At 70.6% G+C, this 16,090-nt stretch carries 19 protein-coding genes; 1 reads left to right on the top strand and 18 read right to left on the bottom strand.

The window, feature by feature from the left end; genetic code table 11:
- Positions 1-123: 123 nt before the first annotated feature.
- The 11 genes from ACOBQB_RS00095 to ACOBQB_RS00045 form a co-directional block, all read right to left on the bottom strand.
- Positions 124-564, bottom strand: a complete 441-nt coding sequence (locus tag ACOBQB_RS00095; RefSeq protein WP_423587834.1) for a hypothetical protein — start codon at positions 562-564, stop codon at positions 124-126.
- Positions 561-1,238 (bottom strand): GGDEF domain-containing protein, encoded by a 678-nt coding sequence (locus ACOBQB_RS00090; protein ID WP_423587833.1) that lies wholly within the window; start codon positions 1,236-1,238, stop codon positions 561-563. The genes ACOBQB_RS00095 and ACOBQB_RS00090 overlap by 4 nt, the downstream gene beginning before the upstream one ends.
- 90 nt (positions 1,239-1,328) lie before the next feature.
- Entirely contained in the window at positions 1,329-1,640 is a 312-nt protein-coding gene (locus ACOBQB_RS00085) for a hypothetical protein (RefSeq protein WP_423587832.1), read from the bottom strand.
- Positions 1,641-1,738: 98 nt separating this feature from the next.
- Positions 1,739-2,044, bottom strand: a complete 306-nt coding sequence (locus tag ACOBQB_RS00080; protein WP_423587831.1) for a hypothetical protein — start codon at positions 2,042-2,044, stop codon at positions 1,739-1,741.
- 13 nt (positions 2,045-2,057) lie between these two features.
- Positions 2,058-2,258 carry a hypothetical protein gene (locus ACOBQB_RS00075; RefSeq protein WP_423587830.1) on the bottom strand — a complete coding sequence of 67 codons (201 nt, stop codon included), beginning with the start codon at positions 2,256-2,258 and terminating at the stop codon, positions 2,058-2,060.
- Entirely contained in the window at positions 2,255-3,214 is a 960-nt protein-coding gene (locus tag ACOBQB_RS00070; RefSeq protein WP_423587829.1) for an AAA family ATPase, read from the bottom strand. Before ACOBQB_RS00070 ends, ACOBQB_RS00075 begins: the two co-directional genes overlap by 4 nt.
- Positions 3,215-3,307: 93 nt before the next feature.
- Entirely contained in the window at positions 3,308-3,475 is a 168-nt protein-coding gene (locus ACOBQB_RS00065; protein ID WP_423587828.1) for a pRL2-8, read from the bottom strand.
- A 1-nt stretch (position 3,476) separates the two neighbouring features.
- Positions 3,477-3,911, bottom strand: a complete 435-nt coding sequence (locus tag ACOBQB_RS00060) for a hypothetical protein (RefSeq protein WP_423587827.1) — start codon at positions 3,909-3,911, stop codon at positions 3,477-3,479.
- Positions 3,912-3,913: 2 nt separating this feature from the next.
- The gene (locus ACOBQB_RS00055; RefSeq protein WP_423587826.1) at positions 3,914-4,450 is read right to left on the bottom strand and encodes a hypothetical protein; all 537 of its coding nucleotides are present in this window, start codon (positions 4,448-4,450) and stop codon (positions 3,914-3,916) included.
- A 28-nt stretch (positions 4,451-4,478) separates the two neighbouring features.
- A complete protein-coding gene (locus tag ACOBQB_RS00050; RefSeq protein ID WP_423587825.1) occupies positions 4,479-4,940 on the bottom strand; it encodes an RRQRL motif-containing zinc-binding protein in 462 nt (153 codons plus the stop codon).
- A 324-nt stretch (positions 4,941-5,264) separates the two neighbouring features.
- Positions 5,265-7,592, bottom strand: a complete 2,328-nt coding sequence (locus ACOBQB_RS00045) for a hypothetical protein (protein WP_423587824.1) — start codon at positions 7,590-7,592, stop codon at positions 5,265-5,267.
- Between the two features lie 236 nt (positions 7,593-7,828).
- On the opposite strand from ACOBQB_RS00045, the gene ACOBQB_RS00040 reads away from it, so the two are divergent.
- Complete coding sequence (locus ACOBQB_RS00040) at positions 7,829-9,055, top strand: RNA-guided endonuclease InsQ/TnpB family protein (RefSeq protein WP_423587823.1); 1,227 nt, start codon at positions 7,829-7,831, stop codon at positions 9,053-9,055.
- A 15-nt stretch (positions 9,056-9,070) separates the two neighbouring features.
- On the opposite strand, the gene ACOBQB_RS00035 is transcribed toward ACOBQB_RS00040, so the two are convergent.
- From ACOBQB_RS00035 to ACOBQB_RS00005, 7 genes are all read right to left on the bottom strand, one after another.
- Positions 9,071-9,451 (bottom strand): hypothetical protein, encoded by a 381-nt coding sequence (locus ACOBQB_RS00035; protein ID WP_423587822.1) that lies wholly within the window; start codon positions 9,449-9,451, stop codon positions 9,071-9,073.
- Between the two features lie 21 nt (positions 9,452-9,472).
- A complete protein-coding gene (locus tag ACOBQB_RS00030) occupies positions 9,473-11,308 on the bottom strand; it encodes a hypothetical protein (protein ID WP_423587821.1) in 1,836 nt (611 codons plus the stop codon).
- 239 nt (positions 11,309-11,547) lie between these two features.
- Positions 11,548-12,135, bottom strand: a complete 588-nt coding sequence (locus tag ACOBQB_RS00025) for a hypothetical protein (RefSeq protein ID WP_423587820.1) — start codon at positions 12,133-12,135, stop codon at positions 11,548-11,550.
- A 47-nt stretch (positions 12,136-12,182) separates the two neighbouring features.
- Positions 12,183-12,524 carry a DUF6197 family protein gene (locus ACOBQB_RS00020; protein ID WP_423587819.1) on the bottom strand — a complete coding sequence of 114 codons (342 nt, stop codon included), beginning with the start codon at positions 12,522-12,524 and terminating at the stop codon, positions 12,183-12,185.
- A 23-nt stretch (positions 12,525-12,547) separates the two neighbouring features.
- Positions 12,548-12,697: a hypothetical protein gene (locus tag ACOBQB_RS00015; protein WP_423587818.1), complete on the bottom strand. Its 150-nt coding sequence runs from the start codon at positions 12,695-12,697 to the stop codon at positions 12,548-12,550.
- A gap of 317 nt (positions 12,698-13,014) precedes the next feature.
- Positions 13,015-15,570 (bottom strand): hypothetical protein, encoded by a 2,556-nt coding sequence (locus ACOBQB_RS00010; RefSeq protein ID WP_423587817.1) that lies wholly within the window; start codon positions 15,568-15,570, stop codon positions 13,015-13,017.
- A 419-nt stretch (positions 15,571-15,989) separates the two neighbouring features.
- The coding region (locus tag ACOBQB_RS00005) for a DUF5999 family protein (RefSeq protein WP_423587885.1) at positions 15,990-16,090 on the bottom strand (101 nt) is incomplete at its 5' end.

The following is a 16,090-nucleotide window of genomic DNA, read 5'->3' as shown; positions in this document are numbered from 1 at the left end:
CCTCCGTCGGGAGGGTCAGGCGTGGTCGTCGTCGTGCTGGCGTTTGGTCTGGAAGTCGTTGGAGGAGGGCGCCGGGAGCCGGGATCAGTCCTGGATCGAACAGCGGCTTCTTTCGAGTGCGGATCACGGCCGGAAGTCGGGCAGCTGCTGGAACACGCGCTCCAGCAAGTCCTCGGTCGGCTTCCAGGGCCCGAGCTGCCCTGCGGTGGGGACCGGCAGCGGCAGCCCTTGAACGTCCTTAAGGACCAGGTGCCAGGCGCCCGGGTGCGCCCACGGGGAGCACAGCGGGGATCCGTCGGGGTCCTGATGACAGTCGCTGATCCGGGCGATGCCGACCACCGCCCCTGTGACCAGCTGACGGCCGCGGATGGTGCGGGCGACCTGCGGAATACGCAGGGCGACCTGGTCGACGGTCTTGCTCGCGTGCACCAGCACCCAGCCCGGCCGCCACGGTGCAGAGCGGTTCTCAACGGTCTTGGCGCCGGCGAGGATGCAGGTGGCGTAGGGCTGCTTGACGCTGATGCCGCGGATCCAGTCGCCTTCCGGCAGGGTCACCAGACTCATGCGGCTCGCCCCCACACCGCCGTACCCGGGCGCCCGACGCGGCGCCCGTTGACGGACGGCACCTGGGCGTGCGCGGTGGTAGCGGTGACGGCGCGGCCGCAGTGCTTGCCGTCGTACAGGGCCGCATCAGCCGCCCGCTGCAACACGGCCAGATCACGCGAGCCGATCACGTCCGGAGTTGCGACGCCGACCGACGCGGCGACATCGACCGTGCGGCCGTCGTCCAAGACGACCGGCGTGTGCAGCATCCGGACCAGCTGGGTGAGGCGCTGTTCGCGCCGGGTGGCGGTCAGCTCCAGGACCACGGCGAACTCATCGCCCCCGAGGCGGCCGACGGCCGCGCGCGGGCCCGCCCACGCGGTGAGCCGGGCGCCGAAGGCAGCCAGAACGGCGTCACCGGCTGGGTGGCCCATCGTGTCGTTGACGGCCTTGAAGTGGTCGGCGTCGACCATAACCAGAGCCGTCTCGCTGCCGTGGCGGGACAGGAGCCGGCGGGCGCGGGCGGTGTAGGCGTCACGACGCAGAAGCCCGGTCAGCGGGTCCTTCCGGCTTTCAGCGAGCTGCTTGTGCAGCGCGACGGCGTGCACCGCCCAGCCGGTCAACGGCACAGCGGCGGTGGACAGTAAGAGTGCGCGCTGCCCGATTCGAGTGTGCGCGCGCAGGACGGAGTCCATACTGGGATCTCTCCCTCTCGTCTTGTACGGGTTGGGTGGGCCCGGGACAGCCGTCAAGCCGCCAAGCGCAGCGGCTGTCCCGGGGCGTAGCTACAGCTCGAAGTCGCCGTCATAGGCGCGAGTCCAGCTGTATGGGTTGTTCCAGCGGCCGACGGTCGCGGCCTTCCAGTTGGGCTTCCAGCCGGGCCGGTAGCCGCAGGCTCCCCAGCCGTCCGGCCTGTCGTGAGGAACCTCAAGTCCGGCCTCGCACGCGGCGCGTGCCGCGTCGTAGACCTCGTGCGCGATCCGTACAGCCGTGATGCGGCTGTCAGCGGGGCCGGTGAAGATGTGCACCCCCGTCAGGCCGCTGTCGTGGTGTATCGGGACGTCGACCTCGAAGTAGGGCAGGGTCATGACGTCCATCTCCCTTCGTGTGCTGATGGGTTGAGGGGCCACTGCGACCGCCCCGGCCCGCGGGTACGGGTCGGGACGGCACAGGGTGCGCTCAACTCGGGCGGGGATCAGCTGGCCGTCGCGATGCCGTCGCGCAGGTGAGTGCGCGCCCGGGCCAAAAGCGAAGCCTGGTCGCCGTCCGGGCTTGTCAGTGCGTCGGTGAGGTAGCCGACGGCGCGGTCCAGGTCCTCGCTGGCGTCCTGCCAGTTGCTGAGGCTGGACGCACCGAGAACGTCGCGGCCCTCTTCGACCAGGTCGATGAAGGCGTTCGCGGTGACACCGCGCGGCGATTGGTCGCCGATGAGGGCGGCGAGGTCGGTGGCGAAGCAGTCGCGGAGCGCGGCGAAGGTGTCGGTCCTGGTCTGGACGGCCATGCGGGTCTCCTTGTCAGAAGTCGAGTCGGATCGTGATGGGGATGCGCGGGTCACCGGCGCTGATGTGCACGATGCGGCAGTGCGCGACAAGGCCGGCGGCCCCGCCCTGAATCGGCAGGTGGCAGTCCGGGCATCCGTGCCACCACTCAGCCCCGGCCGGGAGTTCGGCCGGGTTGAGCGGGTGCGGGTGAGGCCCGTCGGCTGCGCGGCTCACGCGCGGACCGCGTCCGCGTACTGCGCTTCCAGGTCGGCGCGGCCCTCGGGGTCGTCCTCCTGGTCGTCGTCGTTGTTCGGGCCGTGGACGGTGCAGACGATGTCCTCGTCGTCGTCCAGGTCGCCGTTCAGGGCGCGGAACAGGCAGGTGACGCTGTAGACGGGCACCCAGGCAGGACCGGTGCATTCATCGTCGTGCGGGCAGGGGACCAGCGCGTCGAACCCGTAGTAGACGTCGTTGTCGGCGTCCGGACGGAACGCGAGGGTGAGGGACTGCTGACCGAGGCGGATCTCCGCGACGCGGTCGCCGCCAGCGACGTTCAAGCCTGGCATCCACTGCCACAGCGGCAGGATCTCCGCGCCGAACGTGCGGCGCACGAGAGCCAGGTCACCCAGCTCTTCGCCGCCGTCCCGTTCAAGGTTGGTGGTCCGGGCCTCGCTCAAGCGCTCCAGGAACGGCAGCAGCCGGCAGAGACTGTCGGCGAAGACGACCTCGGGGAAGCCTTCGGCCTTGAGGGTCCGGTGCGAATTGACCATGTCCTGACACTGCTTGACGACTACGTCCTCCGGCACCGTGCGGTTGGCCGACCGCGGGCCCTGCCGCTCGATGCAGACGCTGCCAGGGGTGGCGACCATGACCGCGATGGGCAGCATGTTGTACCGCTTGGCGGCGGCGATGAGCGGTTCCCTGGCCGCCGCCGTGACGTTGGTGGCGTCGACGACCGTGAACAGTCGGCGGCGCATCCTCGCCTCCAGGAGCAGGTGCAGGGCGGCGACCGCGTCACCGGTCGCGTCCTGGTCGCCCGCGTCGTCGCTGACGACCTCGCGCAACGCGTCCAGGGACAGGACCCGCGAGTTGGGCCAGGTGCGCGCGATCGTGGACTTCCCAGCACCGGAGGGGCCGATGAGGACCACCAGGCTGTGCTCAGGCATCTGCGGGTAGACCGGCTCTGTCATGCGAGATCTCCTTGCGAGTGAGGGTGCCGGGCAGCGCGAAAGGGAGGTGCTGCCCGGCATGGGTGAGTAGGGCGGGGGCTGCACGCAGCGGCGTCAGCGGACGATCATGTGGTCGGGGTGGCCGTTGTCCCGGTGGTCCACGCACTGCGGGCAGTCCTCGCGCGGACCGAGCCCGGCGTGGGCCTCGCGGCTGGCGTACGCGTGGAACCAGCACTGCTTGCACTGGCCCCGCGGCGGATTCGTCGCCTTCGTGCTCGCCATCTCAGATGTCTCCCTGCGGGTGAAGGGCGCGGGCAGCCCAGATCAGCCGCTGCCCGGCGTTGTCGGTAATCAGGGCGGCAGCCTCATGCAGCGGGCAGGAGGCGTCGCCGTCGCGGTCCGGCTCGATCTGCTCGGCACGGCGCGCGGCGACGGTGAGCAGCTGCGCGACGGCCGCCAGAAAGCCGCCGGGCGGGTCGGTGTCCTCGATGAGCTCGCGCAGGACAGATGCGGAGCTCGCGCCTGCCCGTCCAGCAACCGCACGCCTCCATCTCCGGGAACGGGCCGCCGGTCCACCAGCCGCCCGCACCCCGGCAGTCGGGGCAGGAGCGGCGGGGTCGGGGCTTGAGCTCGATGCGGTACCGGTCGACGTACAGAGCTGCCAGTGGCCGGCCTCGAGGACGGCGGCGGCCGCGACCAGCGCGGCTCGGGCGCGCACGGTCAGGGCCGGGCGAAGGGCTGGACGGTGAAGCGGGTGCCCTCGCCGAAGCTGGTGGGTGTCGCAGCGAGGAAGCCGGGGTCGGACTGCGCGAGATCGGTCAGCAGCGCCTTGATCCAGGCGGTGGGGCGCTGGAGGTCGGCCCGGATCTCGTTGAAGTCGCTGATGTGCACCGGGTGCGGGGTCTTGCCGTAGCGGCGGGCCCACAGCCGGGTGCGGATCATTTCGGCGGCCTCGGTGTCGTCAGGCCGGGCGGGGACGCCGCGCGGCATCGCCCGGCATCCGGCCGCGTGCGCGTTGGCGTCCTTGGCGGCGTCCGTCTCGGACATCGGGTTGTGCACGGCGTTCGTCGCGGCCCGGTAGGTGCAGCCGAGACAGGCAACGGCGTGCTTGGCGGAGGCCCGGTCGGCGTCGGCGGTGTAGACGAGCACGATCGCGCCCTCCAGCGCCCGGTAGCGCTGGGAGACGAGCGTGCCCTGCGGCATCCAGGTCTCGGGCACGAGAGCGGGGGCGGGGGCGGGGTGCGTGAACAGAGCCATAGTGACTCTCCTCCGAGGGGTTCGTTGATCAGGCGGCCAGCCGGTGGATGACCGGGGCCGTAGAGGCGAAGTAGGTGTCGGGGCTGGGTTCGTAGCCCTTGGCGCAGGGGTCGCAGCGGCCCTGGGTGCGCAGCAGGAGGCAGAAGTAGTACCGCCGCCTGCATTCCGGGCACGTGGACCTCGCAGCCATCGCCCGGTCCAGCGCCCATTCCTGCGCGAGCGTCGGCACACGCTTGGGCCGGGCGAGGTTCACGTCGTAAAGCCAGGCCCGGGTGGGGTGGTTGCACGACTGGTCGGGCCGGTACGCGCACCCTTTGCAGCGCAGGACCGCGACCGGGGCGTGTCCGCCGGGGCTGAGGCCCTGCTTGCGCAGCTGCCTGCGGGTGACCAGGCCCTCGGGCCAAGTGCGCCGGTCGAACTCTTCCAGGGTCGCGTCGCTGCGCGGCACCTTCTTGATCTCGCGTCGGCGCTTCTTCCGGGGGCGGGGCATCACCGGTGCCAGACGCCGGGGAGCCGGTGGGGGCGCTGCGGGTAGCGGGGGCCGGGGCGCTGCGGGCGGGGACGGCCGATGCGGCGGCGCGGGCGGGGGATGAGCACGGGTGTCCTCCAACAGGGTTGATGGCGGGCAGTGCTGCGCACCCCGCTGGCGGAGGACCGTCGACGGGGCGGAAGGGGTGAGGCGTGCGGCCGGGCGGCCTGTCCGGTCCTCGCCCGGCCCCGAAGGCGGGGTGGGCGAGGGCCAAGCAGAGCGTCAGGTCAACGGACTGGAACGGCGCGCCTCCCGTGTGGGAAGCGCGCCGTGGTGTGACAGCGGTCAGGCGGCCTGTTCGCCGGTCTCCTCCGGCCGGGGGCCCAGGGCCACCTTCGAGGTTTTCCCCTTTTTGATCCGGTGGATCTTTCCTGCCTTTTCCAGCTTGTTCAGTACGTTCGCGAAGGTCGACTCCGCGACCCCGCAGGCGGCCTGCAGCTGGCCCCGCTCCACGTAGTCGATGTCCTCGGGGCCGATCTCGTCGCCCTCGTCGAGCATGTCGACGTACATGGGGTCGGACTCGTCGCGGAGGGCGGCCAGGACCTTCTCCTCCGAGGTGAGCTCCTTGGCCTTCGGGAGGTCGACACCGGGGAACGAGGTCCCGGCCTCGCCGGTCCCGCCCTCGCCGTCCGTCTCCTCGAAGCCGGGGATGGGCGTCATGGCCAGCTCCTCCATGCGCGCCTGGTCGCCCCACCAGGGCACGTCGACCGGGGCCATGATGTTCTCCGGCCGGATGTGCTCGGTGGCGTCTTCCAGGGTGTCGATGCGCATCATGCCGGCGCGGCCGCCCGGTGCCGCGACGTAGCCCAGGCCGAAGGTTCGGCGCGGGTCGGACTCCTCGATGGTCGGGTCGTACACCAGCGCGTCGTCCTCCTCCACCCACACCGGCGGGATCAGAGAGGGGTCCAGCCCGTCGAAGCCGGGGGGAAGGTCGCCCAGGTTCACCTGGTCGCTGTCGGTGCGCAGGATGATCCAGGTCCCGCCCGCGATGAGGTTGGCGCGGATGGCCTGCTCGCCGCCCAGTTGGTCCAGGTTCACGGTCTGGTTGATCAGGACCCAGGGCATGCCCATGGAGCGGGTCAGGGAGGCGCCATCCTTGACGATCTTCACTGCCTCCTTGCGGTTCTCTGCTCCCGGGGCCAGCATCTGGGCGGCCTCGTCCAGGATCGTGGCGCAGTAGGGCCGCATCGCGGACGGCTCGAAGTTCTTCAGGTCCAGGCGGGCGGCCTCGTCGATCCGGTGCTGGAGGACCCACCAGGACAGCCGCATGGCACCCAGGGCGCCGTACTTGGTCAGGCCGCTGTAGGCGGCCATCTTCGGGATCGCCGGGTTGCTGGCGCCCTTGGGGTCGCCGTAGATCTGCGCCATCTTGTTGGCGTGGTACGCCAGGCTGATCATCTGGCCCGTGCCTCCCTTGCCGGAGCCGGTGGTACCGGCGATCACGACGTGGAGGGCGCCCAGCTTCGGGTCGAACAGCTGGAGTTTCGCGGGGAAGCCGCTCACAATCTTCCCGATGTTGACCCAGCCCCCCGGGGTCGCCACCAGGGAGTCCAGGCCCTGGAACTCGTGCCCGGCCTCCAGCGGGTTGTGGTCCATGATGCGGATGATCGCGCGCCGGGGGTCACGCCGTCCCGGCTCATAGGAGACGAGGTCGATGGAACGGCGCAGCGCTCCGGCCAGTTCCCCGAGGTTGACGACGCGGGGGAGTGCGTCCAGGTCGTCGTCGGCCACGACGCGCGCCACCTGGCCGCCGGTGTTCACGTCCTCGCCGACCTCCTCCAGGTGAGTCTTCGGGAGGACCCGCGCCTGGACGCGCTTCCAGGCGCCCTGGAGGGTGGAGGGGTCCAGCTCCGCGCGCTGGGTGTACCAGACGGTGATGAACGCCTCCCCGGAGTGCGCCCCGTACTTCATGTCGATGTCGTCGACCGAGCGGCCGAAGAGACTGGAGACGGCCTCCTTCGACACGTTCACCGCATCGCCCAGGGCCGCAGTGATCCGTCCCTCCCAGCGGTCCGCGTAGATCACGACGTCGGACAGGACCTGGTTGCGGTGGCGACCCGACTTCGGGTCGCTGATCACGCGCCCCCACGCCGCGATCATCTTGTCGGCCAGGGACACCGGGCCGGGATCACCGGTATTGGCCGGACCAGCCGGTGCCAGCGCCTGCGCCACCTCGATCTTCTTACTGCCGAAGACGCGGCGAAGACGCCAGCCGGTGAAGACAACCGCAGCCCACCAGCCCAGCGACAGGATCCCAGGAACGGTGGTCGGCTCGAAGGCCCCGGCCATCAGCGCCTCAGACGCCTCGGCTCCGCCCAGCTGGCCCAGGGCCAGGCCCATCCCGGTGGTGATCGTGGCAATCCCCATGGTGTCGCGGTGCGCCCGCGCAATGTCGATCCCGGGGAGCCGGTCCGCCCAGCGGCCCAAACGGTTCATGTAGTTGGCCCCGGCAAACGTCGCACCGGCCAGGAACCCGGCCCCGGCGTAAGCCGCCGCGTTCGGGTCCAGGTAGGGCGCCAGGATGCCCACCCCGACGGGGAGGGCGATCTGGAGCGCCGCGGCGGCGCGCTCCGCCGGCTCCGCGTTCGGCACGGTCTTGGTGAGGGTGGACATCCGGGACTACTCCTGTCTGGGTACTGGGTGATCCGCAAAAGGCGCGGCCGACCCGAGGGGTGCGATCCCCGGGCCGGCCGCACCGGTGGTGTGGTGGTGCTACCTGTGATCTTGCGCAGTGCTTCGCCCTTCAGGGCGGAGGTGAAGCGCATCCTGTCGTTGCGCACCGGAGATGCGCGGTATCACAGGGCCGCCTGGCCCTCACAGCCCAACTGGCCTGGAATAATTGAGGAGTTATGCACCTTCGGTACAGCTTCCGCCTGTACCCGAACGGTCCTCAGCGTGCCGCGCTGGCCAGGGCGTTCGGGTGTGCTCGGGTGGCCTACAACGATGCGTTGCGCGTCCGCGAGACGGCCCGTGCCGCCGGGCTACCGTTCGTGAAGTCGGCGGAGCTGTCCAAAGCACTGACGTCCGTGAAGACCACCCCCGAGCGCGCATGGCTCGGAGAGGTGTCGTCCGTGGTGCTGCAACAGTCCCTCCGCGACCTGGACACCGCCTACAAGAACTTCTTCGACGGCCTCAAGGGCAAGCGCCCGAAGATGGGACCGCCCCGGTTCAAGAGCCGCAAGGACACCCGGCAGGCGATCCGCTTCACCGCGAACGCCCGGTGGAAGATCACCCCTGGCGGTGACCTGTCGCTGCCGAAGATTGGCGACGTGCGGGTGAAGTGGTCCCGCTCGCTTCCGTCGGTGCCGTCCACGGTGACCGTGGTCAAGGACAGTGCGGGCCGGTACTTCGCCTCCTTCATCGTGGAGACCGACCCCACCGCCGACCTGACCCGGATGCCGGACACCGACAACGTGACCGGCATCGACCTGGGCCTGACGCACTTCGCGATCCTCTCCGACGGAACGAAGATCGACAGCCCGCGCTTCCTGCGCCGCGCCGAGAAGCGGTTGAAGAAGGCGCAGAGGTCCCTGAGTCGCAAGGCCAAGGGCAGCAAGAACCGCGAGAAAGCACGGGCGAAGGTCGCCCGCGCTCACGCGACCGTGGCCGACGCCCGGCGCGAGTTCCACCACCAGCTCTCAACCCGAATCATCCGCGAGAACCAAGCGGTTGCCGTTGAGGACCTGGCAGTCAAAGGACTCGCCCGCACCCGCATGGCCAAGAGCATCCACGATGCCGGGTGGTCGCAGTTCGTCACAATGCTGGAGTACAAGGCCGCCCGGTACGGGCGGACCTTCCACCGCATCGGACGCTTCGAGCCCACCTCTCAGGTGTGCTCCGCGTGCAGCGTCAAGGACGGCCCCAAGCCCCTCAACGTCCGGGAATGGACGTGTGGAGCGTGCGAGGCCATCCTTGACCGGGATGTGAACGCCGCCGTCAACATAGCCAAGGCCGCCGGACTGGCGGTATCAGCCTGTGGAGCGCAGGTAAGACCGGCCCCCGTGCCGGCGCAGCGCAAAGAATCAGGAACCCACCGAGACGGTCAGCCGACCGTGGTAGGAATCCCCGGCCTTTAGGCCGGGGAGCGGAAGTCAATCCTGCTCGAACCAGTCGCGCGAGACCTTCTCCAGGTCCGTCACGTCGGAGCGGTCGAACGCCTCCTGAAACGCGGCGTGGGTGGTGCGGGCCTGGTCGCCTGCGGCCTTCGCGGCCTTCGCGGTGTCGGCCGTCTTCGAGGCGTAGTTGATCGCGGCCTCCGACACGCCGCGGATGATTTTCGACAGCTCCTGGCACTCCGCCAGGGAGTCGCGGTCCACGCTCTTGGCCCCCAGCGCCTCCGCGTCGGTGGCGGTGTCGTCAGCCAGTTCCTTGATGGTGTCCGCGGCCTTCTTGACGCCCTCCGCGTTGCGGGCCAGGGCCTTCTCCTTGGCCTGCGTCTTTCGGACGAGGACCTTGTACGTCAGCTCCGCCATGATCGGCTCTCCCGTCTTCTCCTACGCGGCGGGCGCGTAGGAGCCCTTGTCGTTGTAGAAGCGCAGTTCGGCCGGCTTCGTCTCGTCACTGTCGACCACGGCCTTGTACAGCGGCGCGTACCTGGTCCCGATGTTGGTCAGGACGACCTTGCACATCTCCGCCGCCCGCTTCGCGCGCTTGTGGAGTTCGGCGGCCTCCGTCGCCTGGGCCTTCGCGCTGTCGGCCAGCTTCGTCAGCTTCGCCGCCAGCTTCTCCCCGCCTTCGACGGCCTTGGCCTGCTCGGCGAGCTTCTGGCAGTCCTTCGCCTCTTCCTCCGCCGCGGCCTCGAGCGACTTGCACGCGTCGGCCACCTTGATCAGGTGGGTCTCCTTGGTCTCCAGCTTGCGTTCGTACTGCTTGAAGTTGCGCAGCTCCTTGCGGCTGACCGACCCACGGGCCCCCTCCGTTCCCAGGCTCAGCGTGTTCGCGTCGATCTCCTTGACCAGGAGGGGCTTCACGTCCGTGCTCACTCCGTCGTCTCCTTTGTCCGGCAGGGCGATGACGATCGTCTGGCCGCTGGGCCCGGCCACCGTCGTCCCCTTCTGCTGCTTCGGGTCGTCCTGCTTCGGGCCCTGCTGCTTCGCCTTGTGGTCGATGTGCGCCTTGTCCAGCCGCGCGTGCTCCTTGCCGTTCTCCTCCTTCTTGTCCTGGTAGCCGTCCTTGGTGCCCTGCGCGTACGCCTTCACGTGGTCGACCACGTTGCGGACCGCGGAACCGTCGCCGTGACCGACCTCCCGCGAACGCTGGAGCGGGGTCCGGTTGCCGGCTCCGTTCGAGTTGTGGCCAGCCGCACCGCTCTTACCGGAGCCACCGCTCGAACCAGATCCGCCGCCCTTCGGGGATCCGCCACTGTTCTTGCCGGAGCCACCGCTCGAACCAGATCCGCCGCCCTTCGGGGATCCGCCACTGTTCTTGCCGGAGCCACCGCTCGAACCAGATCCGCCGCTGCTCTTCCCGGATCCGCCGCCGTTGCCGGAGGAGCCTCCCGAGCCCTGGCCGCCGCCCTTCTTGAGGTCCGCCTTCGCGCCCTTGCCCTTGTCGGTCTTGTCCTTCGAGCTGCCGGAATTACGGCCGCCGGAAGAACCGCCCGACGTCGATCCGCCGCCGCTTTTGGAGGTACCGGCCTTTCCGTCCTTGCCAGTCTTTCCACCAGACCCCGCGTTTCCCAAGGAGCCGTCGTTCCCCTTGCCCGCGGAGTCCTTCGCGCCCTTGGGGCTGGTGTCCTTCGGCGCACCTCCGCCACCATTTCCACTGGTACCGCGCCCGCCACCGGATCCGCCGCGCCCATTCGAGCCGGACGAGCCGCGCCCGCCGCCTCCGGTGACGCCGCCGCTGCCGCTGCGTCCAGTACCCGTTGAGCCGTTCCCGGTGGAATTACGGCCAGAACTTCCGCCGCTATTTCCACCGGAATTACGGCCCCCTCCACTGGCCCCTCCGGAGCCGTTTCGCGTGGGAAGTCCAGGCGACTTCATGACCGTGGTGGTCCGGGCCTCTTTCACCTGATGCGCGCTGGCCCTGGCTTTCTCCAGATCCAGCCGCTTGTTCGCAGTACCGCCGCCTTTCGCCCAGCGGGTCGCGCCCGCCCGGATCAGGGTTTTGAACACACCCTCCTTGTGCCGGGCACCGGCCGCGTCGGATCCGGCCCCGGTCAGGTCCTCCGGGGCCTTGAACGACTCGCTGGTGACGCCAGGGGAGGAGCGGTCCACCACTCCGTCGGGGTCCGCCTTCGCGGCCGGGTCGTCACCGTCCGGCCTGGCCCCGGCGCCGGTCGCGACGACCGGCCTGGCGGGCTCCACCGCGGCCATCAGGGCGGCCATAATGCCGGTGTCTGCGGCGGGTGCCGACGCGGTGCTGGCGGCCGGCGCAGCGGGCGGATCGGGGGGTCCCGCAGGGGCCGGGGGCGCCGTATCGGTCGCCATCATTCCTCACTCTCCGTGGTCGCAATGGTTCCTTACTCCTCACTTCCCAGCGGAGAGCAGCCGATCGCCGGATCATGGGAGTCCGATTGCGGCGCTCCCCGCCAAGGAGGGAAGGAGTAATTAGTCACCGTGCGTGACTATGCGTCGGCCTTCTTGCCCTTGCGCGCGAACACCGCGATGGCCAGGCCGCCACCGGCGACGAGACCCAGCAGGGCGGGGGAGTTGATCCCGCCGCCCCCCGCGTTCGCGGTGTCCTGGGCGGCGCCCGCAGCCTGCATGCCGGACCCGTCGGCGGTCTCGTACTGCTGCTTGCAGTCCGCCACGACGTCGCTCCTGGAGGGCGATCCGAACCCCTTGCCGATCAGGTCAGAGGAGTCCTTCACGCACTTGTCGACGGCCGCCTGGACCTTGCTGGCGGAGGCGGCCGCAGCCTTCTTCTCGGTGGTCGCCTTCTCGTTCCGAATCTTCATCTCCTCCAGCTCCAGCTCCTTCATCTGGAGCTGGAGGGCGGCGGCCTCCTTCTCCTCCTTTGCGACGGCTGCCGAATGCGCCTGGAACCAGATGGTCCCGCCGCCGACGATCGCCACTCCGGCCACCGCGATGGCGACCTTTCCCCGGCGGGTCAGACCGGTCTTCTTGGGCACGACCGGGGTTCCGTACGGCCCTTCGTCGGCGTACGGGGAAGCGTCCGAAGCGCTGTTACCGAAGGTCATTCCAGCCGTCATTCCGGCCTGAATTCCTTCGAATGCCCTCTCTTCGTCCGGCGTCATTTTCAGTCTCCGTTCTTACGCGCCATATCGGAGGCCGCCGAAATGGTGGCCTCCACACCCCGGAAGGTGTTGCTGGAAAGGTCGTTCCACTCCCAGAAACGCGTGTTCACGCCCTGGCGGGCCAACTGGGACTGGAGGTAATTCACGGCCTTGCCCCGGTCGATCGTGGTGACGTGCCCGGTGGATTCCAGAAATGTCTGGGCACCCCGGATGCACATACGTCCGGTGGGGGAGAAATCGAAGGACTGGCACCAGCCGTAGCGGGTGAGGACTTCGATCACCTGGACCAGGTGGAACGAGGGCTTCAAGGGGCGCGGCTCCTGCCAGAGCCCCAGGTCAGCCATCGCGGACCGGATCCCCTTGGGGATCAGTCGCTGGCCCCAGGTCGGGGGTCGGGCGCCCAGATCTCCAGGGCCGGCGGGATCACCGCAGGGGGTGCCAGCGCGGGCGCCTGCGGGGTCGTCGTACGGGGGAAGCTCCCAGCTTTCGGGGCCGGCCCGGTCGTCGTGGGTGCCATGCTGTGCTCCTTTCTTGCGTGAGCAGAAGACCGAGGCCCCCCCGCTGATCACGCTTCAGCGGGGGGCCTTCGTGCGCCTGAACCGCATCGCGGATCTCCAGCCGCTCGGGGCGGTGCCCGAGTTCGGTGCAGGGGAGAGGGATGCGGTCTGGCGCGGGGCGGGTGGTGCTCGGTTGTGCCTGGCCCGCGGTATCCGCGCTCGGGGCGCGGTGCGGGCGAGCGGCCTGCCGACCGTGGCCGTCACCGGTCCGCGCTCGGGTGGGCGAGCGCGGACCGGTGGCGACCATGAGCGGCAGGGCGTTGTGCGGGCGGTCCGGTCAGCGGACCGTGTGCTGCTTGAGGGCGACGGCGATCTGTCCGGCGCGGTCCGTGGCGATGGAGCCGCCCTCGGCCCGGACCGCCTTGGCGATGTTGGCCCGGTTCAGCGGCTCGCCCTCGGTCCGGAGCCGGTCCAGCGCGGTCCGCTCCAGGTCCGTGAGCGTGATGACCGTGCGGTCCGGACCGCCATCCTCACCACGGTCCGGACCGTCGGCCTCATACGGTGCTTGCTGTTCGGCCGTTCCGGTGCGGTCCGGCTCCTGCGGTCCGGGGGCGACATCGGCGGTCCGGACCGTCACCCCCCGGCTGGCCGCCGGGCCCTGGGCGGCGGGCACGGTCCGAGGACCACGGTCCGGACCGGGGCCGGTCAGCAGGTCAGCGCCCTGCGGTCCGGCCGGACCGGCCTCCAGGGCGCGCGCCGGTCCGCCGGTCCGGTCCGTGGCCCCTGCGGTCCGGACCGGACCGTGGACCGCGTTCCGGTCGACCGGACCGGACCGGACCGGATGCCCTCCGTGCTGGACCGGGCGGACCGGAGCGGGGCTTTCGAGCGGTCCGGGCCGGTCCGTGCGGGTCAGGGTGAGGACGGTGGGGATGGCTGCCGGTCCGTGGTCGTCGGCCGCGATGCGGGGGACGACGACCCGGTGCAGGGCGAGACCGGTCCGGGCCGCCTTGCGGTCCGCGAGCTGTGCCCCGGCTGCGGTCCAGGCCCGGTCCAGCGTGGTCAGGCGAGGGTCGGTGATCGCCAGGGACCAGGCGGTGAAGGAGTGGACCGGGTAGCGCAGCCAGCGGACCGCCCCGATCGAGGGGCGGGCCTTGGCGACCTTGCCGTCCTCACGGAGCTTGCGGCGGTGGATAAGCGAGGCGTACAGCTCCCACAGCACCATCCCCACGATGCTCATGGCGGCGAACGCCACCGCCTTCGGAGTGAAGTGCCAGTAGGTGACCTGCTCCGTCCAGACCTCCTCCTTCGCGTCCCACACCCGGCTACCGGCCACGGTCTGTCCGGAGGCGTGCCAGAAGTTCATGACCGCCGCCCCGAGAGCGAAGATCCATGTGCTGACGCGGTAGAGGGTTCCGGCGTCGCCGCTCTGGCGGGCCTGGTGGTACATCCAGCCCACGAACGCCGTCGACAGCTCCCACGCGGCAGCGAACAGGATCGTGAACGGGACGACCCAGCCGAGGATGTCCTCAGCGAACCCGGCCTGCCCGGTCCACGCCACGGCCATCGGCGCGGTGATCGGACCGATCACCATCAACCGCTCCGCGTTGACCCTCACGAACTGCTTCACGCGGTCGGACACGGCCGGCTTCCCGGCGCGGGAAGCTGCCCGCAGCTCACGGGCCTTCGCCCGGCGGGCCTCCTTCGCGTCCCTGCGCTCCCCCTTGGCCTGGAGCTTGAGACGCTTGCGCTCCAGGGCCCGCTCGGTGCGGTCGGTGGCACGCTTCATCCGGGCGGCGGCTTCGGCCACCATGTCGTCGGCAGCCTTCAGCGTGACGTCCGCGTCCGCTTCCCGCAGCCGGGCCTGCACCAGCGCCTGCTCGGCTTCCTTGAGCTCCGCCTCCCGCTTGGTCCGGGCGGCGGCCAGGATGCGGTCGGCCTCCTCCCGGGCGGCACGGGTCAGCCGCTCCGCGTCCTCGGTCGCCGTCGCCCGCAGCCGACCAATGTCCTCCTTGGCCAGCGCACGCGTACGCGCCGCATCCGCACGGGACGCCTCCCGCTCACGGGCGGCGTCCTCACGCAGCTCGGCGGCCGCCTTCTCCGCTCCGGCCTTCACCTGCGCGGCCTGAACGCCCGCGCTCTCGCACAGCCGATCCGCCTCACCCCGAGCCTGCTGCAGGAGCTGCTCGGCATCGGTGGCGGCGCGGGTGCGGGTCTCTACCGCGGTGCGCTCCGCCGCCGCGAGCAGCTCGGTGCGCGCGCTCTCCGCGTCGGCGAGGGCCTTCGCAGCGGTCTGCGCGGCCTCGGTGCGGGCCTGCTCCGCCTGCGCGGCCGCCGCGGCGGCGACGTCGTCCGCCTGGCGGCGCGCGCCGACGAGCAGCTGCTCGACAGCCGCCTGGGCGTCGGCGAGGACCTGCTCGGCCTCGTCGGCCGCCGCCGCCTTGATGGTGTCGGCCTCCCCGCGCGCGTCGGCGAGCAGTTGCTTGGCCTTCGCGTCGGCGTCGGCCAGGACCTGGTCGGCGTTGGCGGCCGCGGTGGTCGCGGCCTCCGTGCGGACCCGGTCGGCGTCGGCGGCCGCGTAGGCCAAGACGCGGGCCTGCTCGGTGGTGGCGGCCTCGATCACCGAGGCCGCCTCCGAGCGGGCGCCGTCCAGCAGCTCGGTGGCGCGTACTTCGCCGTCGGCGAGGATCCGCGCGACGTCCTCGGCGGCCAGGTCCCGCAGATCGGCGGCACGGTCAGCGGCGTCGGCCACGACCGGGTCGGCCTTTTCGAACACCAGCAGCGCAGTGTCCTCGAGGGCAGCGGTCTGCGCCTGCGCCTTGGCGCGCCCGTTGGTGCGAGCCTTGGCGGCCGCGGCGCTCTGGCGCCTGCGGCGGGTGGCGGTCTTGGGGGCCACAGGGTGTCCTCTCTCTTCCGGGCGCCTCGTACAAGAGGGCACCGCGAGTCGTCGTCGGTCGGTAGGGTCGTGACCAGGTCCTCCGAGTCCTCGGCAGCTCGAATGCCGAGGACTCGGAGGACCGTCTGCTTGAAGCGGGTGGTCAGCGCCGCCCGACCCGGCCGGTGTTATCCCCAGGAGCGTCCGCAGCCGCCGCAGTTGGAGGCACTGTCCGAGTTGGTGGCGCCGCACCCGCCGCTGCCCTCGCACGTCCAGCCGAGGGTGAGGTAGCGGGTAACACGGCGCGAGATATGAGTGAGGGAGAAGGGCATGGTCGTCGTCCTTACTGTCTGCGGGCCGGGCTCTCCGGCTCCCTGACATCGCCCGAACCACGCCTGCCGCGAAGAGCGGCAGCCGGTGCGGGCGGTGCCAGGCAGCCGTCAGACCAGGACCGCAGGCCGGTGCGGGGCGACGATTCCGCCGTCGGGGAGCAGCTCGCCGGTGTCCTCAAAGAGCAGGACGGCGTTGCACAACAGGCTCC

Source organism: Streptomyces sp. G5(2025) (genome assembly GCF_049542075.1).
Classification (GTDB): Bacteria; Actinomycetota; Actinomycetes; order Streptomycetales; family Streptomycetaceae; genus Streptomyces.
This window is presented reverse-complemented; position numbering and strand designations above follow the sequence as displayed.

What these genes read in the sequence shown, in the direction of transcription:
- ACOBQB_RS00095 (WP_423587834.1), bottom strand. Translation starts at nt 564, where the DNA reads ATGAGTCTGGTGACCCTGCCGGAAGGCGACTGGATCCGCGGCATCAGC.
- ACOBQB_RS00090 (WP_423587833.1), bottom strand. Translation starts at nt 1,238, where the DNA reads ATGGACTCCGTCCTGCGCGCGCACACTCGAATCGGGCAGCGCGCACTC.
- ACOBQB_RS00085 (WP_423587832.1), bottom strand. Translation starts at nt 1,640, where the DNA reads ATGGACGTCATGACCCTGCCCTACTTCGAGGTCGACGTCCCGATACAC.
- ACOBQB_RS00080 (WP_423587831.1), bottom strand. Translation starts at nt 2,044, where the DNA reads ATGGCCGTCCAGACCAGGACCGACACCTTCGCCGCGCTCCGCGACTGC.
- ACOBQB_RS00070 (WP_423587829.1), bottom strand. Translation starts at nt 3,214, where the DNA reads ATGACAGAGCCGGTCTACCCGCAGATGCCTGAGCACAGCCTGGTGGTC.
- ACOBQB_RS00065 (WP_423587828.1), bottom strand. Translation starts at nt 3,475, where the DNA reads ATGGCGAGCACGAAGGCGACGAATCCGCCGCGGGGCCAGTGCAAGCAG.
- ACOBQB_RS00055 (WP_423587826.1), bottom strand. Translation starts at nt 4,450, where the DNA reads ATGGCTCTGTTCACGCACCCCGCCCCCGCCCCCGCTCTCGTGCCCGAG.
- ACOBQB_RS00050 (WP_423587825.1), bottom strand. Translation starts at nt 4,940, where the DNA reads ATGCCCCGCCCCCGGAAGAAGCGCCGACGCGAGATCAAGAAGGTGCCG.
- ACOBQB_RS00045 (WP_423587824.1), bottom strand. Translation starts at nt 7,592, where the DNA reads ATGTCCACCCTCACCAAGACCGTGCCGAACGCGGAGCCGGCGGAGCGC.
- ACOBQB_RS00040 (WP_423587823.1), top strand. Translation starts at nt 7,829, where the DNA reads ATGCACCTTCGGTACAGCTTCCGCCTGTACCCGAACGGTCCTCAGCGT.
- ACOBQB_RS00035 (WP_423587822.1), bottom strand. Translation starts at nt 9,451, where the DNA reads ATGGCGGAGCTGACGTACAAGGTCCTCGTCCGAAAGACGCAGGCCAAG.
- ACOBQB_RS00030 (WP_423587821.1), bottom strand. Translation starts at nt 11,308, where the DNA reads ATGGCCGCCCTGATGGCCGCGGTGGAGCCCGCCAGGCCGGTCGTCGCG.
- ACOBQB_RS00025 (WP_423587820.1), bottom strand. Translation starts at nt 12,135, where the DNA reads ATGACGGCTGGAATGACCTTCGGTAACAGCGCTTCGGACGCTTCCCCG.
- ACOBQB_RS00020 (WP_423587819.1), bottom strand. Translation starts at nt 12,524, where the DNA reads ATGGCTGACCTGGGGCTCTGGCAGGAGCCGCGCCCCTTGAAGCCCTCG.
- ACOBQB_RS00015 (WP_423587818.1), bottom strand. Translation starts at nt 12,697, where the DNA reads ATGGCACCCACGACGACCGGGCCGGCCCCGAAAGCTGGGAGCTTCCCC.